Annotated in this window: 24 protein-coding genes; 18 read left to right on the plus strand and 6 right to left on the minus strand. The window is 43.2% G+C overall.

Features of this window, described 5'->3' with window-relative positions:
- The first annotated feature begins 86 nt into the window (after positions 1 to 86).
- Entirely contained in the window at positions 87 to 1037 is a 951-nt protein-coding gene (locus tag QNI29_RS02540) for a carbohydrate kinase family protein (protein WP_231419243.1), read from the plus strand.
- 12 nt (positions 1038 to 1049) lie between these two features.
- Entirely contained in the window at positions 1050 to 2498 is a 1449-nt protein-coding gene (locus QNI29_RS02545) for a glycoside hydrolase family 32 protein (protein WP_231419245.1), read from the plus strand.
- Positions 2499 to 2557: 59 nt separating this feature from the next.
- On the opposite strand, the gene glsA is transcribed toward QNI29_RS02545, so the two are convergent.
- Complete coding sequence (gene glsA / locus QNI29_RS02550; protein WP_231419246.1) at positions 2558 to 3505, minus strand: glutaminase A; 948 nt, start codon at positions 3503 to 3505, stop codon at positions 2558 to 2560.
- Between the two features lie 126 nt (positions 3506 to 3631).
- Here glsA and QNI29_RS02555 point away from each other — a divergent pair, with 126 nt between their 5' ends.
- The 4 genes from QNI29_RS02555 (at position 3632) to QNI29_RS02570 (ending at position 6651) form a co-directional block, all read left to right on the plus strand.
- The gene (locus QNI29_RS02555; protein ID WP_370635522.1) at positions 3632 to 4006 is read left to right on the plus strand and encodes a DnaJ family domain-containing protein; all 375 of its coding nucleotides are present in this window, start codon (positions 3632 to 3634) and stop codon (positions 4004 to 4006) included.
- 212 nt (positions 4007 to 4218) lie between these two features.
- Positions 4219 to 4941 (plus strand): ABC transporter ATP-binding protein, encoded by a 723-nt coding sequence (locus tag QNI29_RS02560; protein WP_231419247.1) that lies wholly within the window; start codon positions 4219 to 4221, stop codon positions 4939 to 4941.
- The gene (locus QNI29_RS02565) at positions 4938 to 5966 is read left to right on the plus strand and encodes an ABC transporter permease (RefSeq protein WP_231419248.1); all 1029 of its coding nucleotides are present in this window, start codon (positions 4938 to 4940) and stop codon (positions 5964 to 5966) included. Before QNI29_RS02560 ends, QNI29_RS02565 begins: the two co-directional genes overlap by 4 nt.
- Before the next feature lie 31 nt (positions 5967 to 5997).
- Positions 5998 to 6651 carry a TetR family transcriptional regulator gene (locus QNI29_RS02570; protein WP_231419250.1) on the plus strand — a complete coding sequence of 218 codons (654 nt, stop codon included), beginning with the start codon at positions 5998 to 6000 and terminating at the stop codon, positions 6649 to 6651.
- A 269-nt stretch (positions 6652 to 6920) separates the two neighbouring features.
- On the opposite strand, the gene QNI29_RS02575 is transcribed toward QNI29_RS02570, so the two are convergent.
- Positions 6921 to 7751 carry an HAD family hydrolase gene (locus tag QNI29_RS02575; RefSeq protein WP_231419251.1) on the minus strand — a complete coding sequence of 277 codons (831 nt, stop codon included), beginning with the start codon at positions 7749 to 7751 and terminating at the stop codon, positions 6921 to 6923.
- Positions 7752 to 7918: 167 nt separating this feature from the next.
- Here QNI29_RS02575 and QNI29_RS02580 point away from each other — a divergent pair, with 167 nt between their 5' ends.
- The 3 genes from QNI29_RS02580 to QNI29_RS02590 all read left to right on the plus strand — a co-directional run bounded on the left by QNI29_RS02580 (position 7919) and on the right by QNI29_RS02590 (position 11012).
- Positions 7919 to 9757, plus strand: coding sequence for a CAP domain-containing protein (locus QNI29_RS02580; protein ID WP_231419252.1), 1839 nt, complete (start codon positions 7919 to 7921; stop codon positions 9755 to 9757).
- 112 nt (positions 9758 to 9869) lie between these two features.
- Positions 9870 to 10511 (plus strand): FusB/FusC family EF-G-binding protein, encoded by a 642-nt coding sequence (locus tag QNI29_RS02585; protein ID WP_231419254.1) that lies wholly within the window; start codon positions 9870 to 9872, stop codon positions 10509 to 10511.
- Between the two features lie 54 nt (positions 10512 to 10565).
- Positions 10566 to 11012 carry a DUF4385 domain-containing protein gene (locus tag QNI29_RS02590; RefSeq protein ID WP_231419256.1) on the plus strand — a complete coding sequence of 149 codons (447 nt, stop codon included), beginning with the start codon at positions 10566 to 10568 and terminating at the stop codon, positions 11010 to 11012.
- A 120-nt stretch (positions 11013 to 11132) separates the two neighbouring features.
- Here the strand turns inward: QNI29_RS02590 and QNI29_RS02595 are convergent, their stop codons facing one another.
- The gene (locus tag QNI29_RS02595; RefSeq protein ID WP_231419258.1) at positions 11133 to 12320 is read right to left on the minus strand and encodes an NRAMP family divalent metal transporter; all 1188 of its coding nucleotides are present in this window, start codon (positions 12318 to 12320) and stop codon (positions 11133 to 11135) included.
- 153 nt (positions 12321 to 12473) lie between these two features.
- On the opposite strand from QNI29_RS02595, the gene QNI29_RS02600 reads away from it, so the two are divergent.
- The 5 genes from QNI29_RS02600 to QNI29_RS02620 all read left to right on the plus strand — a co-directional run bounded on the left by QNI29_RS02600 (position 12474) and on the right by QNI29_RS02620 (position 16290).
- Positions 12474 to 13139, plus strand: coding sequence for an SOS response-associated peptidase (locus QNI29_RS02600; RefSeq protein ID WP_231419259.1), 666 nt, complete (start codon positions 12474 to 12476; stop codon positions 13137 to 13139).
- A 116-nt stretch (positions 13140 to 13255) separates the two neighbouring features.
- Complete coding sequence (locus tag QNI29_RS02605; protein ID WP_284526753.1) at positions 13256 to 13840, plus strand: RNA polymerase sigma factor; 585 nt, start codon at positions 13256 to 13258, stop codon at positions 13838 to 13840.
- Positions 13840 to 14289 carry a zf-HC2 domain-containing protein gene (locus QNI29_RS02610; RefSeq protein ID WP_231419263.1) on the plus strand — a complete coding sequence of 150 codons (450 nt, stop codon included), beginning with the start codon at positions 13840 to 13842 and terminating at the stop codon, positions 14287 to 14289. Before QNI29_RS02605 ends, QNI29_RS02610 begins: the two co-directional genes overlap by 1 nt.
- On the plus strand, positions 14282 to 15367 hold the full coding sequence (locus tag QNI29_RS02615) for a hypothetical protein (RefSeq protein WP_231419265.1): 1086 nt from the start codon (positions 14282 to 14284) through the stop codon (positions 15365 to 15367). Before QNI29_RS02610 ends, QNI29_RS02615 begins: the two co-directional genes overlap by 8 nt.
- On the plus strand, positions 15364 to 16290 hold the full coding sequence (locus QNI29_RS02620; RefSeq protein WP_231419267.1) for a LiaF transmembrane domain-containing protein: 927 nt from the start codon (positions 15364 to 15366) through the stop codon (positions 16288 to 16290). Before QNI29_RS02615 ends, QNI29_RS02620 begins: the two co-directional genes overlap by 4 nt.
- 239 nt (positions 16291 to 16529) lie before the next feature.
- Here QNI29_RS02620 and QNI29_RS02625 read toward each other — a convergent pair whose 3' ends face one another.
- Complete coding sequence (locus tag QNI29_RS02625) at positions 16530 to 17900, minus strand: alanine/glycine:cation symporter family protein (protein WP_231419269.1); 1371 nt, start codon at positions 17898 to 17900, stop codon at positions 16530 to 16532.
- A 152-nt stretch (positions 17901 to 18052) separates the two neighbouring features.
- Between QNI29_RS02625 and QNI29_RS02630 the strand changes: the two genes are divergently transcribed.
- From QNI29_RS02630 to QNI29_RS02640, 3 genes are read left to right on the plus strand one after another with little or no spacing between them, the layout of a single operon-like run.
- Positions 18053 to 18544, plus strand: coding sequence for a low molecular weight protein-tyrosine-phosphatase (locus QNI29_RS02630; protein ID WP_284526754.1), 492 nt, complete (start codon positions 18053 to 18055; stop codon positions 18542 to 18544).
- A gap of 16 nt (positions 18545 to 18560) precedes the next feature.
- Positions 18561 to 18854: a YtxH domain-containing protein gene (locus tag QNI29_RS02635; protein ID WP_231419271.1), complete on the plus strand. Its 294-nt coding sequence runs from the start codon at positions 18561 to 18563 to the stop codon at positions 18852 to 18854.
- A 38-nt stretch (positions 18855 to 18892) separates the two neighbouring features.
- Positions 18893 to 19708 carry a YihY/virulence factor BrkB family protein gene (locus tag QNI29_RS02640; protein ID WP_231419274.1) on the plus strand — a complete coding sequence of 272 codons (816 nt, stop codon included), beginning with the start codon at positions 18893 to 18895 and terminating at the stop codon, positions 19706 to 19708.
- A 276-nt stretch (positions 19709 to 19984) separates the two neighbouring features.
- Here the strand turns inward: QNI29_RS02640 and QNI29_RS02645 are convergent, their stop codons facing one another.
- Positions 19985 to 21913: a heavy metal translocating P-type ATPase gene (locus tag QNI29_RS02645; RefSeq protein WP_231419275.1), complete on the minus strand. Its 1929-nt coding sequence runs from the start codon at positions 21911 to 21913 to the stop codon at positions 19985 to 19987.
- A 278-nt stretch (positions 21914 to 22191) separates the two neighbouring features.
- On the opposite strand from QNI29_RS02645, the gene QNI29_RS02650 reads away from it, so the two are divergent.
- On the plus strand, positions 22192 to 23028 hold the full coding sequence (locus QNI29_RS02650; protein ID WP_231419276.1) for a transporter substrate-binding domain-containing protein: 837 nt from the start codon (positions 22192 to 22194) through the stop codon (positions 23026 to 23028).
- 116 nt (positions 23029 to 23144) lie between these two features.
- Here the strand turns inward: QNI29_RS02650 and QNI29_RS02655 are convergent, their stop codons facing one another.
- Positions 23145 to 24332, minus strand: coding sequence for an MFS transporter (locus QNI29_RS02655; protein ID WP_231419277.1), 1188 nt, complete (start codon positions 24330 to 24332; stop codon positions 23145 to 23147).
- Between the last annotated feature and the right edge of the window lie 96 nt (positions 24333 to 24428).

Genomic DNA, 24428 nt, shown 5'->3' on the forward strand with positions numbered 1-24428 from the left:
TTGCCTGACTTCTTTTATTCATGTGAGACAGCGCTATGCGTTTTTGATAATCTATAACTATGGAACTCTTGAAGGGAGAGCGTAACATGACAAAAGGCATTATTAGTTTGGGAGAAGCACTGATTGATTTCATTCCATTGACTAGTGAAAACACAGAATATCAGAAGAGCCCAGGTGGTGCCCCGGCAAACGTTGCTGTAGGGTTGGCACGCCTTGGGGCTAAGTCTACGTTTTTAGGGAAGGTAGGAGATGACTCATTAGGTCACTTCCTTAAAGACACTTTAACCTCTTATGGTGTTAAAACAGATGGTATGACGTTTACAGAAGACGTGCGCACAGGCGTTGTATTTGTAACCCTTGCAGACAATGGAGAGAGAAGCTTTGAGTTCTTTATTAATCCAAGTGCGGATCAAATGCTTCGTGTCGAAGATGTAGAAGAATCCTTGTTTGATGAACACCGTGTCCTTCACTTTGGAACGATCTCTATGATTAATGAGCCAGCGAAACAAGCGACGAAGCATGCGGTACAGGTCGCACGTGATAAAGGGTTGGTCGTATCCTTTGACCCTAATCTTCGTATGAGTTTATGGTCTTCAGAAGATCAGGCGAAAGAAGCGATTGTCTCTATGCTTGATCAGGTTGATGTGCTTAAAGTTTCAGAGGAAGAACTTGAGTTTGTTACAGGTGAGAAAGATATTGAATCCGGAATTAAACAAATGAATGACAAATATGATATTCCATTTATGCTTGTAACACTTGGTGGAGATGGTAGTTACGTGGTGACGAATGGAGAAATGGCTAAAGTGGACGCCATGAAAGTGGATGCGGTTGATACCACTGGTGCAGGAGATGCATTCGTTTCAGGTATTTTATATGCAATCAATGAAGCAGATGTTTCGATGGAGGAACTCTCCATTGAGCAGGCTGTTGAGATGGCGAAAATGGCTAGTGTATCAGGTGCCCTTGCTGCTTCTACTAAGGGTGCTATGACAGCTTTACCAACAATCGATCAAGTGAAACAACACTTATCTTCCTAAGGAGGGACTTTTGTGTCTCAAAGAGATAACCAGCTTCGCCAAGAGGCTTATGCAGAAATAGAGAAATTTCGTGATCAGGTAGAAGCCGACCCTCATCGTCTTCGCTTTCATATACAGCCGCCTGTGGGGTTATTAAATGACCCAAACGGCTTCATTCAATATAACGGCACCTACCACATGTTTTATCAGTGGATGCCGTTTAAAACAGGGCACGGGGCTAAGTTCTGGGGGCATTACACGTCTTCAGATCTCGTAAACTGGCAGGCGGAGCCTATTGCGCTTACACCTTCTGAGTGGTTTGAGAAGAATGGCTGTTATTCTGGTAGTGCCATTGAAGCAAATGGAAAGATGAATCTGTTCTATACCGGAAATGTGAAAGATGAAGAAGGGAACCGAGAAAGCTATCAAGTATTGGCGACATCAGAAGATGGAATTCACTTCGAGAAGCAAGGTGTTGTACTAGAATTACCTGAAGATTATACCGCTCACTTTCGCGACCCAAAAGTTTGGAAACATGAGGACACCTGGTATATGGTGGTTGGAACACAGAACCACGATTTACAGGGGCGCGTTGCGTTGTTCCGTTCAACAGATCTTGAAGCCTGGGAGCATATGGGGATTGTAACAGGAGCTCATACCGATCAACTAGATGACTTTGGCTTCATGTGGGAATGCCCGGATCTATTCGAACTGCAAGGCAAGCATATCTTAGTCGTATCTCCTCAAGGGTTAGAAGCAGATGGTAACCATTATCAAAATGTTTATCAATCTGGATACTTTGTCGGGGATATGAATTACAACACAGGAAAGCTTAATCACGGTTCTTTTAAAGAGCTTGACCAAGGGTTCGAATTTTACGCTCCGCAAACCACTGTCGATGAACATGGTCGTCGTATTTTAGTTGGATGGATGGGTGTACCTGACCAGGATGAAGAGCATCATCCAACGATTAAACACAAATGGATCCATACGCTTACTCTTCCAAGAGAGTTAATACTTGAGGGAGATAAGCTTATTCAAAAGCCTGTACAAGAATTAGAGAAGCTTCGAAAAGAAGAAGTTTCCTATGAACGCGTAGAGTTAAACGATGTGGAAACAACGATTGAAGGAATCGAAGGGGATGCGTTTGAGCTTCATGTTGGATTTGAAAGCAATGATTCTGATGTGTTTGAACTAACGTTACGAAATGATGCAAGGCTTGTTTATCACAAACCGAGTGGAGAATTAACGCTTGAGCGTAAACGCTTTGAAGATCGTCGTACGGAATCAAGAACGTGTAAGATTGGAAACTTAGAGGACCTTCATTTGTTTGTAGATACCTCATCTATAGAGATGTTCGTCAATGGTGGGGAAGAGGTCTTTACGGCCCGTTATTACCCGTCAGAAAACAATCGTACCGTTCAGTTTGCAGCTTCAGGAGAAGTGACATTAAACATTTCTCATTGGAAACTATCCGAATAGATTGAACCAAAAAAGACGCCTCGGAGGTCATCTCCCAGGCGTCTTTCGTTTTACTCAAATTATTTCTTACCTTTTGGATGAAAGATGTTCAGGTCGAGATCTTTCGAAAGACGTTCTAAGATTTTACTCCCCCCTACACTGTTTCCTTTCGGGTTAATAGCAGGTCCTATGACGCCAATCCCATATCTCCCTGGAACAGCCCCGAAAATGCCGCCGCTAATTCCGCTTTTGCATGGAAATCCAACGTTTACAGCGAAGCGACCTGACTCATTATACATACCCGAAGTCATCATGATCGCTTCAATTGTCGTTAAATGATCAGGGTGTAGGAGTTGTTCTCCTTGTTCAATCGTCCGGCCGCCATTTGCAAAGAACAAACCTAATAAGGCTAAGTCGCGTACCTGAAACTGAATGGAGTTGATTCGGAAGTATAAGTCGAGTGCTTCTTCCGGGTCAAGGGCTACAGAACCTGTACTACTCATATAATAAGCGAGGGCACGATTGCGGTCTCCTTTTCGTTTCTCGGATTCGTACACTTCTTCGTTCATGTGGATGTCATCGTGACCGAGTACAGTCTTTAACATCATCATGATTCGATCAAAGCGCTCCTCGACGGTTGATCCTTTGATTAGAGAGCATATGGCAATAGCTCCTGCGTTAACCATGGGGTTGAACGGTCTATGTACATCATCTGCTTCGAGATGACTAATAGTATTGAAGTGGTCTCCCATTGGCTCCATACCAACGGTTTGAAACACTTTCTCCTCTCCGAGATCTTCTAATGCAATCATAAGACTGACTACCTTAGAGGCGCTTTGCAGAGAGAAGGAAAGGTCCTTCGTTCCTGCTGTATAAATGTTCTGATCCAAATCGATTACAGCAATGCCGATATCGTTTTGGTTTAACTCACTCACACATGGAAGGCTTTCTACGACTTCTCCTTGAGTGGTATACGGTGTATATTCAGTTATAATTTCTTGTAAATAGTCATCGCTTAATTTAACCATTTTGCTGCCCCCAATCGTCTTCGTCCTAATTATGTAGCCTAACTTATCCGTGTCGAAACCTCCTAAAGGTTATGTTACAATTTTTGTAATGTTGAGTAGATCTTTAAGTAAAGGGGTGGAGTCGATTTGGATTTCGTAACCATGATGGCTGAGGAGAAGATTAAGCAGGCTGAACGTGAAGGTGTGTTTAAGGATCTTCCGGGTAAAGGGAAACCCCTTGATTTATCTGAGATTCAAGCTGTACCGGAGGATCTAAGGGCGAGTTATACGATCCTGAAGAACGCGAATATGCTTCCTGAAGAAATGGAAGTGAAGAAAGAAATTGTTCGTATTGAAGAACTGGTAGCACTTTGTACGGATGAGGAAGAACGAATGGCTTATCAGAAAGAGTTAAAAGAAAAGGAGATTCATTTTCAAACTCTTATGGAAAAGCGGAAGATGAAGCAATCAGGTGCTTATAAGAGATATAGTGGTAAGATCCGACGCCGATTTGGTTTATGAGTGTTGGACTAGTAGCCAGTTTTCAACGTTTAAAGAACCCATGTGGAAAAGGGTTCTTTTTTTGTGGAAATAGAATTTTGTTCAAACACATATAAACAAATGAAAGCATACATATTATTTATGTGAGTGATTACTCACTTTACAAGCGCGCAAAACTGTTTTACTATAAAAGTGAGTAATCACTCACTTATGTGGAAGAGGGGTTGAGAATTATGGATACAGTAATTGAAGTTAAGGGGATGGCCCATTCGTTTGGGGAAGAAGCGGTTTTGAAAGATATTAATATGAACATAGGCAGCGGTGAAATCTATGGATTGTTAGGCCCTTCTGGGGCTGGGAAGACCACCCTTGTCAAAATGATTGTGGGTATTATGGAAGCTGATACTGGTGAAGCATGGGTAGAGGGTGTGAAGATGCCTTCTTTAGAGCAGATGAGGAAGGTCGGGTATATGGCTCAATCGGATGCGTTGTATAGTGAACTGTCGGCCCGTGAGAATCTGGAATTCTTTGCATCTATTTATGGATTGAAGCGTCCAAAGCGAAAAGAACGGATAGAAGATGTGATGAGAGTTGTTGGGCTGACGGAGCACATGAATAAACCTGTACGGAATTATTCAGGTGGAATGAAAAGGCGCCTTTCTCTGGCGATTGCCCTTTTGCATGAACCGAATGTATTGATATTGGATGAACCCACAGTAGGGATTGATCCAGTGTTGCGGCAATCCATCTGGGCTGAGCTAAATCGGTGGAAAGAAAAGGGAGCTTCGATTATTGTAACGACTCACGTAATGGATGAGGCAGATAAATGTGATCGTTTAGCAATGCTTCGTGATGGTTATGTGATTGCTTCAGGAACTCCTGAGGAATTGAAACAACAAACGGGTGGAGCGACAATTGAAGAAGCCTTTCTAGCGTATGGAGGTGGTCGTTCATGAATGTTCAAGCGATTACGCTGCGGATTATACGACAATTTAGACGGGATAAACGATCTCTTGCCCTTATGCTTCTAGCGCCGCTTCTTGTACTAACGCTAATGTGGCTTGTGTTAGATGGGGATCGTTATGAACCAACGATTGCCTTAGTAAACGTTCCTGAACAGATGAGCGAGTTACTAGAAGAGCAGGATGTTACGATTCAAAAGATGGACCTCTCAGAAGCTGAAGAGGCACTAGACGATTTGGAAATAGATGCGCTTATTCATAGGCAGCAATCAGAGTTGAATGTGACTCTTGAAGGAAGTGATCCATCTACTAATCAGGCTGTGATGGGTGTTGTGCAGAAGGCGATGCAAAATGCTGTTCCCGCACAATCAATGCCTTTTAAGCCTCAATTTGATTATCTTCATGGCTCAGATAGTTTAGGGTTATTTGATAATGTGGGGCCTGTGCTTATCGGATTCTTTGTGTTCTTCTTTGTATTTATCATCGGAGGCGTTTCTTTCTTGCGTGAACGAACTCAAGGTACGCTTGAAAGGATTCTATCCACTCCCCTTAAAAGGTGGGAGATCGTGACGGGGTATGTATCTGGATTTGGCCTGTTTACGATTCTTCAAACCGCTCTTATTGCCTTTTTCGCAATTTATGCATTAGATGTGTGGATGGCTGGTTCTATTTGGTATGTGCTGCTTGTGTCGATGTTACTTGCGCTAACCGCTCTCACCTTTGGCACTTTACTGTCCGCTTTTGCGAACAATGAATTTCAAATGATTCAATTTATTCCTATCGTGATCGTCCCGCAAGTTTTCTTTTCTGGCTTGTTTAATCTCGATGCGGTTGCTTCATGGATTAAGATGATTGGACAAATTATGCCACTCACCTATGGAGCTAGTGCGTTAAGAGGGGTGATGATCCGCGGTGAAGGTTTTACCGATATTCAAATGGACGTATACGTATTAGTAGCATTTGCCCTTACCTTTTTTATCTTGAATATAGTAGCGTTGAAAAAGCATCGCAAGCTATAATAGAGGTTAGATTGAAAAAGGGGGTCAAAGCGTGACGGAATATGATGCTTTCAAGGAACTGCTAGAATCAGATGATCAAGAGCAGCTTACCCCGAAGCAACAACAAATTGTGCAAGCGGCTATAGAAATGTTCTCTGAAAAAGGTTATGCATCGACCTCAACAAGCGAGATTGCAAAACGTGCTGGGGTGGCGGAAGGAACCATCTTTCGTCATTACAAAACCAAGAAGGACCTCTTACTGGCGATTGTTTCTCCTGTTATTACAAAGCTCGCTGTTCCATTTATTGCTCAGTCCTTTGTGAAACAAGTGTTTAAAGAAGGGGAACATGAAGATTTCGAAGAATTGTTGAGGACGATTCTTGTGAATCGATTTGAATTTGCGAAGAAGAATGTCCCGCTTTTAAAAATCGTCCTGCAGGAGGTCGCCTTTCACCCCGAGCTCCAGGATCGATATAAAGAAGTGTTTCGTGCAGAAGTATTGCCGCACTTCGAACGTTTCATAAGCCACTATCAGGAACAAGGGCTTATTAAAGATTACCCGACCGAAACGGTTCTTCGGTTAGTCATTACAACAGTCATCGGGTTTTTAGTGACTCGATTTATCATCATGCCAGATGGTGAATGGGATGATGAAGCGGAGATTGATCGTACAATCGACTATATTTTGAATGGTCTTCAGGTATGACCTAAAGAAGCCACTGCGTTCTCTAAGGAGAGTGCAGTGGCTTTATACTTTTATAGCGAGGTTACCGTTAGCCTTAGTTGAGAGTAAGGTGGACCTGGAAACCACTCGCTTTCCTGTGGGGAGCTGGTGAGCCTCCTCAGCCTGCAAAGCCGGCCTCCGGGGTCTCACCTAGGCTCTTTTGCCCGAGGAGGCTCGACAGCTCGCCCGTGGAAAGCGAGTCGTTCCCCAGCCCCCCCAAGCACTCATCAACCACAACGGACCTGACAAATTCAAAGAATATCTGTTAACGACCTGACAGGATGTAGTTTCTCGTGTTCGATATTTGGCTCATCTGGTGTGAGCCAAACAGCATGCATGCCATATTGAAGGGCAGGTGCGATTTCGTTCATGAAATTATCTCCGACAGAGACAGCTTCTTCTGGCTTTACCTTGTAGCGTTTTAGAAGTTCATGGAAGTGCTCGCTCGTTTGCACAGGCTTCGTGGCTGAGGTAATACGGTCGTCAAACAGGTCATGAAGATTTAACTCTTTCAATAAGCGGTCCACATCTGTAGCTTCGCTGTTGGTCATCAGTACGATCGTTTTCTCTTTTTTAATCTCTTCTAAAAACGGGCGCAGGCCAGGTGTTTGGGTCAGCCAGCCCTCTTGTGAGGACATGTCGACTTTCGTGTCGTCATAGGCCTGGTGACAGTCGATTATGGGCAATCCATAATGAAGGGCTAGCACATACGGGGGCCACCAGCCATCTCCGATTGCGATCCAACGCTCAAAGTCGAATGTCGAGGCTGGGAACGTTTCTGCTGTTTGACTCTGAACGTGTTTCCCTTCCCAAGACTGTGGGTTGCTTAGCTGTTCAGTAAACGGATCCCATGTCCAGAAGATATCTTCCTGAGCATCGTAGACCTTCCCGATTGATAATGGATGATTTCCTTCTTGAACACGCTTGTAATCGTTCAAGAAAGCCTCTTGTTTCTCTTTAGGTAATTGGTCTTTTAATTTATAGGCGAAATGATCGAAGTGGTTGGTGTCTTCGTAAAGAGTCCCATCCAGGTCGAAAATGAGAAGGTGACTTTGGTTCAGAAATGCGTGAGTTGATGCCATGGATGATCAGCTTCCTTTCGGGCAATTTGTTTTATTATCTGAGATCGCTCGGAGGATTTCAAGTAAAGAGGGGCGGAAGAACATGTAAAAAAATTGTCGATTCCCTAGGAGAGGTCGCTTGTTTTTAGTAAAATGATAGTAAACGTTCTTAGAGAGGTGTGATGAATATGAGCAAACACCGAATTTGGATAGTAGTTGTGCTCATGCTGTTTGTTCTTTCTCCGGGGGTTGTATACGGAGATGAGGATCATGCGGTAGCAGTAGAATCTACGTCCTATACGATTAGCTATCACGAGAAAGGCTCTCCTAACGGCCTTGTCCCGACAGCATCACCTGTCATCAGCTATTATGTGAAGCTATCAAACTATGATTTGGCTTATGATATGGAGATGTTGTTGAATGGAGAGAAAGTTTCCGCCTCCTATAATGAAGAATCAGGAATGCTTACATATCAGGCGAAAGGTCTCTCGGGTGAGAATACTGTAACGGTTCGAAGTGTTGTGCACGGCGTGAAGCAACTTGAGCGTACGTGGTCATTTGAAGTCGACCGTCGTAATTTGAATCCTTTCGCTTCAACAGATGAAAGCGTCTTGTCCACAGTTGAAGATGATGCGCTTCAACGTGCGAATGAATACCGTGAACGATTAGGCGCACCTATGCTTAAGCGGAATGATCAACTGAAAAGCGCTGCACAGGCCCATGCCAATTATATTCAGTCCTATACAAAAGGGCACTATGAATCAGCTAGTCATGAAGATTTATTTACAGGTAAGAAACCAGCACAGCGTACGGCCTTCTTTGGTTATCCAAAATGGTTCGTAGGGGAAGGAATTACTTATCAAGAGCCTGGTGGACAAGCCTCAATTGATCATTTATTTGATGCTCCTTACCACCGCATGAGTTTGATGAACCCTTTCTATAATGAAGCGGGGACGGGATACAATGATGAAGGTGATTTCGTCATGAATTTTGGCGGAGAGGGTAGCAATGGAGAACACCATGTCATTCAGTACCCTTATGCCAATCAGGAAGATGTGCCAGTATCTTGGTATGCATATGAATCACCAAATCCTCTTCGATTCTTTAACCAAGATAAAGTGTGGACAGGTTATCCAATCTCTTATGTGTATTATGGTCCTTCCTCTGATGAACTTCAGGTAGACAATGTTGAGTTGACGGACGAAAGTGGTGAAGTGGTAGAGTCCTATACCATCACCCCAGATATGGAAGATGAAGGGGACCATCATGTGTTTATTATTCCACATGATAAGCTCTCACCTGGAGAGGAATATAAGGCCAGCGTTCAAGCTCAAGTAACCCCTGGTGATGGAGAGGCCTTTGATGTATCACGTACGTGGTCTTTTACAACAGGAGAGAATATTGCCTTTAAGGATATTTACTTTGAGGATCAAAATGATATTCATTTCCTTACCCTTGAGTGGATGAATGGAGAGGATCCTAAAGCTCAAATAACGTTAGAAAAGAATGGACAAGTTTACTTAGAGAAGAAAGGAAATACTCAGCGTAACGTACGCTCCCTTGAATCAGGGACGTATCAATTGAAGGTGGACAGCCCTCATTTTGATCAGGAAGAGACGTATACCGTCAAGATTCAGTCAGGTGACATCGCTCACTATGAATCGGGGAGTGAGCTATCGGTTACTAACTTCTATCAATCTGATTCCCTTGAGGCCCTCTATCAGAAATATCCAATTTGGGAAGCTGGTGAGAGTGCTTATGGAGCTCATAAAGAGTGGACCATTTCCTTTAACACTCAGGTCAATAGAAGTTCTGTAAATGGAGAGCAAATCTTCATTGTTAATAGTATAGGAGAAACCATCGCTACTTCTCTTAAGCGCAACGGAAGAGGAGACTCGATCACAGTCATGCCTCCTGAAAAGGGGTATTCAAATGGAGAGTATCGGCTTATTATTAAACCTCTTGAGAATACAGATGGCCTTATGATGGATTCTGGTCTGCAAATGCCATTTACGGTTCAATCGTAGTAGAAGTTGGATCAAACTAAGTAAAAACTCGCCCACTGTGGCGAGTTTTTTTAATGCTTCAAGCTTAAATCTTGTTTACAATGAGAGGAAGGAAATAGGAGGAGGTTATCCTATGGAATCTTTCATTCGAAGCGATCAATTCAATTATATAGAAGAACAAATTAAACATTTACTGCACAGCCATGCGACTGTCAATGATGCAGGCGTACTTGATGCTTTACGTTCTGTCACGAAAGAGAAGGTACTAGAGAGGTTTGGGTCGTTAACGGAATACCAGGAAGAACTGATTGTAAAGATTATCGACGTACAAGACCAAGCGGATGCGACGTTGTATTTGTCTAGATTACGTCAGTATGTGCATCCTTTCCCAGAGGTTAAAGAGGAAAATGTTCAGCGGGCTTTTCCGGCTTTGAAGAAGGTCAAAGTTCCGTCTCTTGAAAGAGTGGACAACAGAGATCTTACCTATATAGGATGGGATGATTATGGATCTCGGCAAAAGTTCCTCATGTTTCGAACAGAAGAGGGGTGGACAGGCATTAAAGGTTCTTTCCGGAAAAGCCAAAGGAATGGGATCTGTTCCATCTGCCATAGTCAGGAGAGAGTTGGGCTGTTCATGGCCGATATTAAAACGGCTGGTGAGTCTGAGCTGAAGCGTGGTCATTATATTTGCCAGGATAGTGTGGCGTGTAATCAGAATATCCAAAGGCTAGAACCATTGAACAACTTTATTGAAGCCATGACAAGCGACGATTGACGCGTTTCCCCCTCCTGTGTATTGGGAATTTTAGCATAGGAGGAGGGTTGTTCTATGAGCTTTGACTATGACATGGACTTTGATCAGATTGATTTTCGAAAACGTCCAGACCTTTACCGGGTGGGCAGGGGAGAGCAAGGCGTGTTAATGGTAGAGCCGTACAAGAGTGAAATTCTGCCCCATTGGCGATTTAAAACACCTGATGTTGCCCAAGAGTCTGCTGATAAAATCTATGAACTCTTTCAAAAGTATAAAAAAGAAGAAGACATTGTAGGAATGGATATGGCTCGTAAGTATACCCAAATGGGATACACACGCGCAAGAAGGTATGCCAACTACAAGGGTGGTAAGAAATATGACAAGGATGGCAATTTGAACGAAAGAGACATTGATGAGGAGAAAGCAGAATCTGCTCGTATCTTTGAAGAAAAGTGGAAAACAGTACGCAATGATGAGGAGTACTTAGCTTATAAGAAAGAACATCAAAAGAAATATGGATAAATACTGCCCCTCTATGCTTGAGAGGGGCTTTTTTCCTTATTTGGATGAACAGAGGTCGTCAGAAAAAGCCGCTTCCGGGATGGGAAGCGGCTTTTTTGCTCTATGCATGTTTACCGGTGTTTAAAGCAACGAACTCATTCCTTCAAATAGGGAAATTACACCCATATAAGCCATGGCGACTACGATAAATCCACCGAAGATCGTTAACCATACGGGATGCTTATAATCACCGACAACAGACTTTTTATGCGCGGCGATCAAGATAACCCCGAGTGATAGTGGTAAGATGAGTCCATTCAATGAGCCGGCCAAGATCAATAAGCTTACAGGTTTCCCAACTAAGCTAAAGACAAGGGTAGATACGGCAATAAATCCGACGATAATCCATTTTTGATTTCGTTCAATGAACGGGCTGAATGTTTTAATGAAGGAAACGGATGTATAGGCAGCTCCAACTACGGACGTTACGGCTGCTGACCACATAATGACGCCGAAAATTTTGTACCCAACGTTTCCTGCTGCTGCTTGGAATACGGAAGCGGGTGGGTTGCTTGGGTCCAATGTAATTCCTTGAGCGACTACACCAAGAGCTGCGAGGAACAAAAAGATTCGCATAATGGATGCAATGCTGATGGCGGAGATCGCGCTTCGATTGACGTAACCAAGTGATTCTTTTCCTTTAATACCTGCTTCAAGAAGGCGGTGCCCACCTGCGAACGTTATGTATCCTCCAACGGTACCTCCAACGAGTGTTACGATGGCAAGAAAGTTAATTTTCTCAGGTGCGACGGATCGGATTACGGCTTCTCCGACGGGTGGTTGGGCTGTAAACATCACGTAGATGGTAAGGCCGATCATAATAAATCCTAGAATTTGAGCGAACCGATCCATTAATTTCTCGGCTTCTCGAACGAGGAAGATTCCGATCGCTACAATCCCGCTAAATAATGCTCCGATCTTAGGAGAAAGGCCAAACAATACATTCGTCCCTAATCCAGCCCCGGCAATATTACCAATGTTAAAAGCAAGTCCTCCTAGTACAATCAGAATCGAAAGAACGAAGCCGAGCCCTGGGAGGACGCTGTTCGCGATATCCTGTGCGGGCTTACCGCTTACAGAAATAATGCGCCATATATTAAGTTGAGCGCCAATGTCGATAATAATAGAGATGAGAATAACAAAACCAAAATTTGCTGCGAGTTGTTCTGTGAATGTGGTGGTTTGAGTGAGGAATCCTGGGCCAATTGCAGAAGTGGCCATCAGAAAAGCTGCTCCAAGAAGCAACCTTAGTCTAGAACGTTGGTCCATGTTGTGCCTCCTTAATTTCGATGTCTAAAAATTCTATCACTAAAAATATAAAACATCCAGATCATTTCGCCCTCCTTCTAACGGTGGAGCTGCGAGTTGAAATCTATTTGTAAAATGCTTACACTACCATTAAATAGAAAGGAGCGGTATGGGATGTGTGGTCGATTTACTTTTACAGCAGAAGAGCATGAGATCTTAAAAGCGTATGGGATCGCTCCTGGTGATTCCTGGATAGAACCGCGATATAACATTGCACCTGGTCAACAAGTCGTAACGGTTGTAAATGACGGAGAGAAGAACCGGATTGGCCAACTGAAGTGGGGGCTCGTGCCTGTGTGGGCGAAGGATCCTTCTATTGGCTACAAAATGATTAACGCAAGATCTGAAACGGCTCATGAAAAACCGAGTTTTAAACGGTTATTAGAAAGAAAAAGGTGCCTGATCTTAGCCGATAGTTTCTATGAATGGAAGAAGGAAAATGGTCAGAAACAACCTTATCGTATTTTCCCTGAAGATCGATCCTTCTTTGCGTTTGCTGGTCTATGGGACCGCTTTAAACAAGGGGATGAGGAGCTCGTCACCTGTACAATCTTAACGAAGGAAGCGAATGAGTTCATGGAACCGATTCATAGCCGTATGCCTGTTATTTTACCGAGAGAAGATGAGGCATGGTGGATGGAGCAGAAGAAGCGAGATGTAAACGAGCTTCATGACTATCTGATTAATCTTCAAATGGACGCTTTAGATGCTTATCCAGTCAGTACGTATGTGAATCATGCGAAGAATGAAGGACCTGCATGTATCGAATCGTTAACCTAGATTGTAGTAAACGAATCATCTTCCAAAGCTCAGGATATTATCCTGAGCTTTTTTGTGCTTTAAGATGCATACGAACGTCTATTTTAAAAATTTTCCTAAAAAGTGTAGGGGATTTCGTGTATGCTTCGTCTATAAGGGTGGATTTAAAGAGAAGGGAGGGGAGCTTAATTCAGGATGAGCGGTTAATTGAAAAGGTAAAAGCAGGTCATCAGCAGGCGCTTAGACTATTGATTGAGCGCTACAAAGGGCACGTGTTCAAAGTGACCTACAGTGTCGTTCGGGATGAGAAAGAGGCTGAAGATCTGGCGCAGGAGACGTTTATGAAGATGGTAGATGCGCTCCCCTCCTATCAGTCGCAAGGGTTTAAGACCTGGCTAAGTCGAATTGCGATGAACAAAGCGATTGACTTTAAGAGAAAGAAAGCCAGGCAGAAAGAAGATTTGTCTCATGACGTGCTTGAATATGAGCGAAGCAAAAGTGCTGAACAAGTTTGGCTTGAACATGAGAAAGTTACGGCTGTGTCCCAGTCGATTCAATCGTTACCTGCAAATTATCAAGGTGTCGTTCAGGCGTATTACATAGATGGGAAGTCTTACAGGGAGATCGCCAGAGAGCAGGCGCTGGAAGAGAAAACCGTAGAAATGCGCTTATACCGGGCAAGGAAGTGGATGAAACAACATTGGAAGGAGGATGAGTTTTAATGAAGCATATTGAGACGACACAATTAGAAGCCTATGTTCTTGATCAACTGGGCGAAAATGAGCGCATGGCCATAGAGGAACACTTAGACACATGTGATTCTTGCTTTGAAGCTTACATGACGGAACTAGAAAGCTGGACATTGGAACCATCACTCGCTGATGATTTTACTGATCAAACGATTGATCAAATTATAGAGAAACAAGTTATGCCTACAGTTGAGGTCAAACGAACCTCTGTTCAAAAGCAAAAACGCACGTTGATGCATTACGGACTCGCAGCTGGTTTAACGCTTGTTTTGATGGTGTCAGGTGCGTTTGAGCAGGTCATTCATGTATTCGATGAGGATACGTTCAAAGAAAGACCTTCCATCTCAAAAAATATTGTAAGTGAGACCGATCGCTTACTTCAGAAAGTAAATGAAGAAATGGGGAGTGATGTAGATGAATAAATCAATAATTCTAGCCTTCTTTTTATCGTTCGTTCCAGGGTTTGGGCAGCTTTATCTTGGACGGAAATTGAAAGGATTGATGTTTGGGGGGCTATTCTTTTCTTTGCTAGTGCTTACTGCAGGTGCAGCTGTGATGACTGGTGACCCATTGTTTCTTGTTCCCTTCTCGTTAGCCTGTCTGGTATGGCTGGCTAACATGGTAGATATGATTTTTGCTATGAGAAGATTAGAGAAAGGGGAGAAAGAATCTCATAAAACAGGGTACGAAACAAGTGCCACGCAACCTGAAAGCCAGGAGCGATTGGGCACGATTCTCCTATCTTTTATCCCAGGCGTCGGTCACTTTTATCTTGGTTTGAATCAGCGAGGGCTAACCTTTTTAACGGGTTTCCTGGGAGTTGGAACGATGATCTTCTTTGTTACCGCTATAACGAGCACAGGAGGTTTCTTAATCTTCCTATTGGCCCTTCCGATTATTTGGATTTACGGATTATTTGATGTGATTCAATTGTTAAACCAAAAAGATAATGGAGAGCCGCTAGAGGATCGGACAATTCTAGAAGATTTCGATCGTCATCGCGACAGTGGGAAGAAGAGCCGCGTCATTGCCACGTTGCTTGGGATCTTCCCTGGTGCGGGTCATATGTACTTAGGGTTACAGCGCAGAGGACTTCAACTGATGGCGGCGTTCTTATTATCGATTTACATTCTCGATGTATTGAATCTATCCATTTTCTTATTCCTGATTCCAATTATTTGGTTCTTCAGCTTCTTTGATACTCTTCAGCTTGCTAGCCGATACGAAGATGAAGCGATTGAAGATGTGCCGGTCATTAAATACTTTATCAATCACCAGCGCTGGATTGGTATTGTGCTTATCCTGCTAGGATTCTTCTACATGTTAGACGATGTGCTCATGCCTGTCTTAGCGGATGAAATACGAGAGACGTTTCAAGTTAACCTTTACTATTATTATGAACGCTATTTCCAAATGATTATCGTTTGCCTTCTCTTTATAGGCGGAGGAATCAAGCTATTACTAGGTTCGAAAGTAAAGAATGAGGAGGTAGGCAAATGAGGAAGTGGAGAGTCGGAACAATATCGATGGGGCTTGCCCTTATCTTTTTAGGGGCTTTACTTATGGTTGGTCAGTTTACAGAATGGGATCCTGTAACCTTAACGATGTCTTGGTGGCCATTTATTTTAATCGTACTTGGTGTTGAAGTATTGGTCTATATTGTCTTATCTAAGAAGGAAAAGCCGGTCGTTCAATATGATATCTTATCGATCTTCTTTATTGGAGTACTCGGAACCGTGGCGATTGGGCTCTACTTAATGACTTCCCTTGGTTTAGTTAATGAGGTGAAGGGGGCCATGCATACGGACTGGGAGGAAGGTTCTTTGCCGTCTTTCAAGGAGAAGGTGACTGAAGAAATTGATACGGTTATTTTAGAAGAATCGTATAATGATCTCGCCATTGAAACGAATAATGCCCGGGAGCTTCATATATTTGGGACGTTCAGATCGGATTTTCAAAAATCAGCAGATATCGAAAAGAGCGATGTAGCTTCTGTAAATGTAGTGGGAGACAAAATGTATATTCGTTTATTGCAAGGTGCTTCTAAAGACGGTCTGTATCACAGTCGAACGTTCTATAATCGAACAATTTCTCTGCCAGAGGATGTGGATGTTGAGATTCGCGGATCCATAGGCGATATAAACCTGAATACTGGCACGATTACAGGCGATTGGATGATTGATGAAGCTAGAAGTATGGTGTTAGACCTTCCTGAAGAAGCCAATGTAACGGTTCGTGCTGAAAGTTATTCGGAGCAAATTGGCTGGGACGTGAATTGGGATCAGGAAGAAACCATTGGTGGTGAAGAGGAAAAGGGAGAGAAACTTTACTATAAAGAGAAGGTCTTTGGAGACGGAGAAGCCACCATTCAAGTGAATTTAATTGATCAATTTACGATTAAAGATGTGGGACCTCGGTCTTAAGAATTATAGGAAAAAAGAGCATCCTTGGAGGGATGCTCTTTTTGTGTTTCCTTTATCTCGCGCCGGCTCAGTCGAGTCTATACGTTGCTAACCGGGTACTTGCGCTTTTGATTACATCCAGCTCCAGTGCCCAGCAACTAGTGGACTTCCCTCACCTCTGGTCGATAAGTCAACATCGATTCGCCAAGGCTCATCGTGTTTCCTTTATCTCGCGCTGGTTCAGTCCAGTCCATACGTTGCTAACCGGGCACTTGTGCTTTTGAGTTTGCTTGTCGTTCTTCTTTGGCGACTCTCATGAATCGTTTTGTCTCGGAAACGACAACGCCAGATAGTCCAAGGAGACCGATTAAGTTTGGTGCAGCCATTAGGCCGTTCATGATATCAGCAAATGTCCAAACGATGTCGATCTTTACGACAGCTCCGACGAATACAAAGGCAATAAACACAAGACGGTATGCTGGTAGCATTCGTTCTTTTGTTAAATACCCAAAGCATTTCTCCCCGTAGTAGGACCAGCCGACGATGGTTGAGAATGTAAAGAAGACTAATCCAATTGCGACGATGATCGAACCAGTGTTACCTAAGAATTTCTCGAAAGATGCACTTGTTAGATCGGCGCCGTCAATGTTTCCTGTATAAAGGTCCGCCATCACAATAGTGAGTCCAGTAATGGTACAAACCAGAATCGTATCAAGGAAGACCTGTGTCATGGAAACAAGGGCCTGACGACCTGGGTAATCTGTTTTGGCAGCAGCGGCCGCTATTGGTGCGGAACCAAGACCTGCTTCATTTGAGAATACTCCTCGTGCTACTCCGTATCGGATTGCACTCCCGATTGCTCCCCCGACAGCAGCTTCTCCGGTAAAGGCACTTCTAAAGATAGTTGCGAAGGCAGGGCCCACAAGATCTAAATTTAAAATAATAATAATAAGACCTGCAATAATGTAGAACACTGCCATTATCGGTACAAAGAAAGAAGTCACTTTTCCGATACTCTTAATTCCACCTAGAACAACAAGGATGGTTAAAGCTGTTAGGATAATTCCAGTTAGCCAAGTCGGGACATTAAACGTGGTATCTACGGCATCGGCTAACGTGTTAGACTGAGCCATATTCCCGATTCCAAAAGCGGCGATCGAACCAAAGAAGGCAAATAAAATGCCAAGGGGCTTAGCTTTTAGTCCCTTTTCAAGGTAGTACATAGGACCACCGGACATCTTCCCATCTTTGTCTGTAACGCGATATTTAACCGCAAGGATTGCCTCTGCGTATTTGGTTGCCATACCAAATAGGGCTGTAATCCACATCCAAAAAATAGCGCCAGGTCCTCCTAATAATACGGCCCCAGCTACACCAGCGATATTCCCTGTTCCAATGGTAGCCGCTAAAGCGGTCGTTAATGATTGGTAGTGAGAGATATCCCCTTTTGATTTTTTGTCTTGCTTATTCGGGCTAAAAGCAAGCTGGAGGGCGTAGGGAAGCATACGTAATTGTAAGAAACCTAAGCGAATCGTTAAGTATATTCCTGTTCCGACTAACAGAACAAGAAGCGGTACTCCCCATACAAATCCACTTATATCTTCCAAGACTTTCAAAACCTTTTCTTGCATAAGTACCTGACCTCCTTTTTTTGTATAGTATAAATATTCTGAAAAATTAGCGTGAATGTCAAGGGATCTCGCGTTAAAAATTTTCATAAGTTCACGAAAAGAGCTATGATGTGTAATTGGGTAGAGGATTTTATATAATAAAAGAAGAATGAATGAAAGAAGAAGGTGATCGTTTGATTAACGTATTGTTTGTATGTCTTGGAAACATTTGTCGCTCTCCGATGGCTGAGGCGGTGTTTAGAAATTTAACAGAGAAAGAAGGACTGGGGGGACAGTTCCGGATCGACTCAGCTGGTACGGGAAATTGGCATGAGGGAAAGCCTCCCCATCTGGATACGCGGAGGATGTTAGATCTTGAGGGTGTCTCATATGAAGGAATGACAGCACGACAGGTGGCTATTTCGGATTGGGATGAGTTTGATTACATTATTGCGATGGATCGTCAGAATTACAGCGACCTCGAGTCGTTAAGGTCATTTGATGAAGGTGTGGTCGTGGCTACGTTTATGGATTACGTGTATGACAGTGACTCGAAAGATGTACCAGACCCTTACTTTACAGGTAATTTTGAAGAAGTGTATGAGTTAGTTCAAAAAGGCTGTGAGAATCTTTTAGCTGACATAAAAGAAGCCTATCAGTTATAAAATAGGAGGAGATCCCATGGGAGAATCTAAATTAGGTAAAGGTTTATTAGTGGGCGCTTTAGTGGGTGTAGCATACGCGCTTTTTGATCAAGATACACGTTCCGAGGCAGTTACATGTGTAAAACAAACGAGTGAGAAGGTAAAAGCCTATGCATCACACCCGTCTGATGCCGTGCATGACCTTCGTTTGAAATATGAGCATGTGGCGCAAGCTGTAACTACAGGTTCTGAGCAGGCTGTTCGTATCCTGGATCAGTTAAATGACTTTCTAGAGAAGATCGAAAGCCAAAGCGAAGAATCTACGGAGTAGGAATACTCTATTATTCTCACGTGAGGTAGGGGGATATTTTGTCGACTATTATTAGGTTCGGGAAAGATTTGTTTCATCGCTTCTCAGAGCATGAGGTAGCTGGGCTTGCGGCTCAATTGGCTTATTTCTTTCTGTTATCTATCTTTCCGTTTATGATTTTCTTAATTGCGTTGATGGCTTATTTACCCATTTCCATTGAAGATATCGTCTTGGCGATGTCTCGGTATATTCCGAGTGAAGCAATGGACTTATTGACTTCGAATCTCGAAACGAAAAATTCGGGGTTGTTATCCGTTGGTTTAATTGCAACATTATGGTCTGCTTCGAATGGTACCAATGCTGTAATGCGGGCCTTTAACAGAGCTTATGAGGTAGATGAGGATCGTTCTTTTATTAAGAGTCGGATGATCGCTATCGTACTAACGATTGCGATGTTTATTGTTATTCTTGTCGCACTAATGCTTCCGGTATTCGGGAAAGCGATAGGGGTCTATATTTTTTCATGGTTTGGAGTATCTGAGGACTTCTTAGCGATTTGGAACGCCCTTAGGTGGGTGATATCCTCTACGTTATTTCTACTTGTACTTATGTCTTTATATATCTTGGCACCGAACCACCATGTGAATATCAGACAATCGTTTCTCGGCGCTGTATTTGCGACAGTGACCTGGCAGGCCGCGTCACTCGGGTTTTCCTTTTATGTGAATTCAGGGGTGAGCAATTATTCAGCTACCTATGGAAGCTTAGGGGCAGTTATTATTCTTATGATTTGGTTTTACCTTTCGGGGGTTGTCATTATCCTTGGTGGAGAAATCAATGCGATGCTTCGAGAGCGGCAATGGTTTAAACGGTAACTCCTTCCTTCGTACATAAAGTACCTCTTAAACGCGCATTCTAAGGAGGACTTCACGAGAGGGAGGTTGATGACGAATGGCTAATAACAAACGTAACCAAAAAGCACGCAGCGATAAAAACCAGAACAAGCAAACGTCTGATGACTCAAAGCACAAAACAAGCAGTTCTGCGAACAAAAAGAATAACTTCCATTAAAAATAGAGGGTGAGCCTGAAAAATAGGCTTCTCTCCTATAAGAAAAGCCCTGCTACAAAACGTAGCAGGGCTTTTTCGTATTAAGATCGTAATAACCTTAGTCCGTTTAATATAACGAGAATGGTGCTTCCTTCATGACCTACCACACCAAGAGGGAGGTTGAGAAACTGTAGGAAATTCGAAATAATTAAAAGCATAATAACCAGGATCGAGAAAATCACATTTTGTTTAACGATTCGGTTCATTTTTGTGGAAAGGTTTAGAGCGTTTGAGATTTTAGGTAAATCGTTTTTCATAAGAACAACATCGGCTGTTTCAAGCGCGACGTCTGTTCCTTCTCCCATCGCAATCCCAACGTTAGCTGTGGCAAGGGCAGGTGCGTCATTAATCCCATCTCCAACCATCGCCACTTGATCAAATGATTGACGAAGGAGTTTAACTTGTTCGACTTTGTCTTCAGGGAGACACTCAGCTACATAATTATCAATACCACATTCGGCAGCGATCGCTTTGGCCGTTGTCTCGTGGTCCCCAGTCAGCATCACTGTATAGATCCCGTTTTGGCGTAATGTTTGAATAGCGCGTTTTGTATCTTGTCGGATGGTATCTTTAAGGGCGACAAGACCTGCAATGCCGTCTTCATCGGCGATAAAGGTTAACGTTTTTCCTTCTTTAGCGAGAGTCTCTGCTATGCCATCTTGGAAGCGAAATGCTTCTTCTTCTCCCACGAAAGCAGCTTTCCCGATCTTCCATTCTTTTCCGAATACTTTAGCTGTTACACCACTACCTGATACATCGGTCATATCGAACACTTCGAGATGCTCTTTTGCCCCATTTGTTTCTCCGTATTTCACAATGGCTTGAGCAAGAGGGTGATTCGATTCTCGTTCGATCGACGTTAAGACAGGAAGAAGGTCTTCCGTTTCTGAGCGGAAATACGTGTCTGTTACGACTGGCTTTCCGTTCGTTAAAGTGCCCGTTTTGTCGAAAGCAATGGCCTGTAGGTGAGATAAGTTCTCCAGGTGGACACCGCCTTTAAACAGGATTCCGTGTCGCGCTCCGTTTGAAATGGCAGATAGTGTTGCTGGCATGATCGATGCGACAAGCGCACAAGGTGACGCAACAACAAGGAGAATCATCGCTCTATAAATCGTGTCTTGCCAGCTCCACCCAAAAGCATAATGGGGGATAAACATCATAAGAGCTACTGCCACTAACACAACCTTCACGTAGGTTCCTTCAAAACGCTCAATGAAAAGCTGAGAAGGGGATTTTTCACTTTGAGCAGACTGAACAAGTTGGATGATTTTCTGGAAAAGCGTTTCATTAGATGGTTTTGTAATCTGAACGGTAATACTTCCGTTTATGTTCACTGTTCCAGCAAAAACTTCTGCACCAATTTCTTTAGACACAGGCACGGATTCACCTGTAATGGCTGCTTCGTCTAGTGAGGTGTTTCCTTTTATAATTTCTCCATCAGAAGGGACGCGCTCTCCTGCTTTAACAAGGATATGGTCTCCAACTGCAAGTTCTGATACGTGAACCAGCTCTTGTTTCCCGCTTCGGACGCGAAGGGCCTCTTCTGGCTGAAGGTCCATTAAAGAGGAAATCTCTCGCTGGCTTTTGTTCATCGTATACGTCTCAAGTGCCCCGCTCATGGCGAAGATAAAGATTAAAACAGCCCCTTCAGTCCAATAGCCGATGGAAGCTGACCCAATTGCTGCAAAGATCATCAGCATTTCAACATTCAAGTCCCGGTCCTCGATTGTTTCTTCTATGCCTTCTTTTGCTTTAGCGAAACCGCCAATAATAAAGGCGATCACATACAAACTAACGGTAACAGGTTGGCTAAATGTGCTTTCAGAAAGCCACGCAGTCAGAATAATGATTCCGCTTAGAATCGCTGCAATTAACTCACCATGTTCTTTTAACGTATTCATAAAAGTTGGTAAGCCCACTGAGGTATGGGTGGTGGAGGAGGCGCTCATTGGTTTAGATTCGGCTGACATTTTCTCAACTCTCCTTTTTTAATTGAGAATGAAAACTCTTTTCATTTATCTCATATGGATTTTTTATGTTTATGAAAGGCTTAATTAATAGTGATAATGATTCTTATTTAGAATTATTATAATGTAGTATGTAATTTAATAGTAGCACGTTTTTGATCGAAGTCAAGGTTTATATTTGAAATAGGCTTGGGCCTATAAATGAGTGGTGAATTTGCCTTGAATTCAGTAGGGGTGGTTGCTATATTTAGTGGGATGACATCATGAGGAGTGACAACAAATTGAAACGCTTATTGTACGGAGCTTTGTTATGCTTCGCCTTTTTCTTATCGGGTTGTGCTGAAAACCCGAGTGAACCCACGAAATGGGAACAGGTAAAGGAAGAAGGGAAGCTTGTGGTTGGGACTTCCGGAACACTGGTGGGGGTTTCCTATACCCCGGAAGATTCTGATGAACTGACAGGTTATGATGTGGAAGTGATGGAGGCCCTGGGTGAACAATTGGGTATTGAGATCGTCTTTAAAGAAATGGGAGTCGATGATATGTTCGCAGCAATTAAAAGCGGTAAGGTAGATGCTGCCATCAATGACTTCCAAATTAATGAGGATCGAAAAGAGAACTATTTATTTACCAATCCTTATAAATATTCTTATACAACGATGATTGTACGCGAAGAGAACCTTAGCGGAATTGAGACTGTAGAAGACCTCGATGAGAAAAAAGCCGGCGGGGAAGCTACGACGACATTTAGTGAGATTGCCAGGTATTATGGAGCAAGAGTGGTTACATATGATAATGTTTCAAACGAAATTTATTTGAAGGATGTTCACAGAGGAATCCTCGATGTTATTATCAATGACTACTATTTATCCAAGCTCGGACTTCAGGCATACCCTCAGTATGATCTGGTCTTACACCCTGATATTAAACTGAATCCAACCGAACATGGAATTCTACTGAAAAAAGAGGACTATTCTTTACAAGAAAACCTGAATGAAGCCTTGATTGAGTTGAGAAGAAAGGGAACACTGACTCGGCTTTCCGAAAAATTCTTTGGGGAAGATGCGTCCGTTAAACCTACTGAACCCATCCAGCCAAGCCCTGTTGCCTGGCAATAAAAAAGAGCCATCCCGATGTAATCGGGATGGCTCTTTCGTGCTGTACCAGAACGAAGCGTGCCAGACACCATTTAGTGCTTTAGTGTGCTGCTGTGTGTCTGACACCGTTTAACCCTTTACTGTGTTGAAGGGACTCTCGAGTGTTGCTTGGAGAGTGGTTTTTCTTTTTTGAGCGAGATTGGAATCAGAATCAGGATGAGCATTGTTGTGATAATGTGGAAGAAAGATGCTTCTGGGAACAGGTCTATAAAGATCCCACCTGTGTAAGGTCCGATAATGCTCCCAATACTAAAGGCAATCCCGCACATAATGTTCCCAGCAGGCAATAAGCTCCTCGGTAAGATATCAGTCATGTAGGAGATCCCTAAAGAGAAGATAGATCCTACAAAGATACCTGAAAGTGTAAATAAAACAAATAGCCAGCCCACCGAATCTTCAAAGATGGATGCCAGGAAGAAACAAACGACTCCCGCAAGAATAACGCCGACAAGCACGTTCTTTCGGCCGACTTTATCACTAAGCACGCCAAGTGGCAGTTGAGAAAGGATGCTCCCCACGGCAAACATTGGAATAATGAGGGATAAGATGTCTACGTCATGTCCGATCCGCATGCCATACACAGGGAAGTTTCCATGCAAAGTCGCTTCTAGGAAACCGTAACCAAACGGGGGCAAAAAGGCTACCCACGCCAGTTTCCCGGCCTTAAAGAACCGTGAGAAGGAGCTAGAAGAAGAGGTATAGCCCCCATCATCTTCTGGAAACTGATTTCGAACAAATAGCATAAGGGACCAGACGAGTACGCTAAGTCCTGCTGATAGTAAGAACGGTAAAGCGATATGAATGTCGACAAGTCGTGTCATAAGCGGCCCGATTGCGAATCCTACCCCGAAGAACAACCCGTATAATGCAATATTCCGGCCCCGTCTTTCTTCAGGAGAGGTTGTGGTGATCCAGGTTTGCGTACCGAAGTGGAGCATATGGTCTCCTATTCCGATCGTTACACGCAAGATAAACCAAAACCAAAGAGATTCCCAAAAAGGGAAGAAGGCCATCGATACAAAAACGAGCCCACCTCCGATTAAGATCATCGGCTTAAATCCGATTCGCTGTAGCGGTTTCTCCATGAAAGGTGATGCTAGTAAAACACCGATATATAAACCAGTGGCGTGAAGGCCGTTAATGGAAGAAGATACGCCGTTTTGTTCTAAAATGACGGCGATTAACGGTAAAAGCATCCCCTGGGTAAAGCCTGATATAGAAACCAAAAGAATGAGTACTGTAAAACGAAAACGTGTTGAATGCATGATGTCATCCTCCAAAAAGTGTTCATCTGTTTATGCTACTAACGGTTATTGGAAATAGCAAGAAAAAACCAATCATTCTCTTGTTTCACATAAATG

Origin of the sequence: Pontibacillus chungwhensis, from assembly GCF_030166655.1 — a bacterium.
GTDB lineage: Bacteria > Bacillota > Bacilli > Bacillales > BH030062 > Pontibacillus.

Bases quoted from the DNA above. Each gene is read 5' to 3' on its own strand.
- QNI29_RS02540 (WP_231419243.1), top strand. From the start codon at position 87: ATGACAAAAGGCATTATTAGTTTGGGAGAAGCACTGATTGATTTCATT.
- glsA (WP_231419246.1), bottom strand. From the start codon at position 3,505: ATGGTTAAATTAAGCGATGACTATTTACAAGAAATTATAACTGAATAT.
- QNI29_RS02560 (WP_231419247.1), top strand. From the start codon at position 4,219: ATGGATACAGTAATTGAAGTTAAGGGGATGGCCCATTCGTTTGGGGAA.
- QNI29_RS02565 (WP_231419248.1), top strand. From the start codon at position 4,938: ATGAATGTTCAAGCGATTACGCTGCGGATTATACGACAATTTAGACGG.
- QNI29_RS02575 (WP_231419251.1), bottom strand. From the start codon at position 7,751: ATGGCATCAACTCACGCATTTCTGAACCAAAGTCACCTTCTCATTTTC.
- QNI29_RS02580 (WP_231419252.1), top strand. From the start codon at position 7,919: ATGAGCAAACACCGAATTTGGATAGTAGTTGTGCTCATGCTGTTTGTT.
- QNI29_RS02585 (WP_231419254.1), top strand. From the start codon at position 9,870: ATGGAATCTTTCATTCGAAGCGATCAATTCAATTATATAGAAGAACAA.
- QNI29_RS02590 (WP_231419256.1), top strand. From the start codon at position 10,566: ATGAGCTTTGACTATGACATGGACTTTGATCAGATTGATTTTCGAAAA.
- QNI29_RS02595 (WP_231419258.1), bottom strand. From the start codon at position 12,320: ATGGACCAACGTTCTAGACTAAGGTTGCTTCTTGGAGCAGCTTTTCTG.
- QNI29_RS02600 (WP_231419259.1), top strand. From the start codon at position 12,474: ATGTGTGGTCGATTTACTTTTACAGCAGAAGAGCATGAGATCTTAAAA.
- QNI29_RS02610 (WP_231419263.1), top strand. From the start codon at position 13,840: ATGAAGCATATTGAGACGACACAATTAGAAGCCTATGTTCTTGATCAA.
- QNI29_RS02615 (WP_231419265.1), top strand. From the start codon at position 14,282: ATGAATAAATCAATAATTCTAGCCTTCTTTTTATCGTTCGTTCCAGGG.
- QNI29_RS02620 (WP_231419267.1), top strand. From the start codon at position 15,364: ATGAGGAAGTGGAGAGTCGGAACAATATCGATGGGGCTTGCCCTTATC.
- QNI29_RS02625 (WP_231419269.1), bottom strand. From the start codon at position 17,900: ATGCAAGAAAAGGTTTTGAAAGTCTTGGAAGATATAAGTGGATTTGTA.
- QNI29_RS02630 (WP_284526754.1), top strand. From the start codon at position 18,053: ATGAAAGAAGAAGGTGATCGTTTGATTAACGTATTGTTTGTATGTCTT.
- QNI29_RS02635 (WP_231419271.1), top strand. From the start codon at position 18,561: ATGGGAGAATCTAAATTAGGTAAAGGTTTATTAGTGGGCGCTTTAGTG.
- QNI29_RS02645 (WP_231419275.1), bottom strand. From the start codon at position 21,913: ATGTCAGCCGAATCTAAACCAATGAGCGCCTCCTCCACCACCCATACC.
- QNI29_RS02655 (WP_231419277.1), bottom strand. From the start codon at position 24,332: ATGCATTCAACACGTTTTCGTTTTACAGTACTCATTCTTTTGGTTTCT.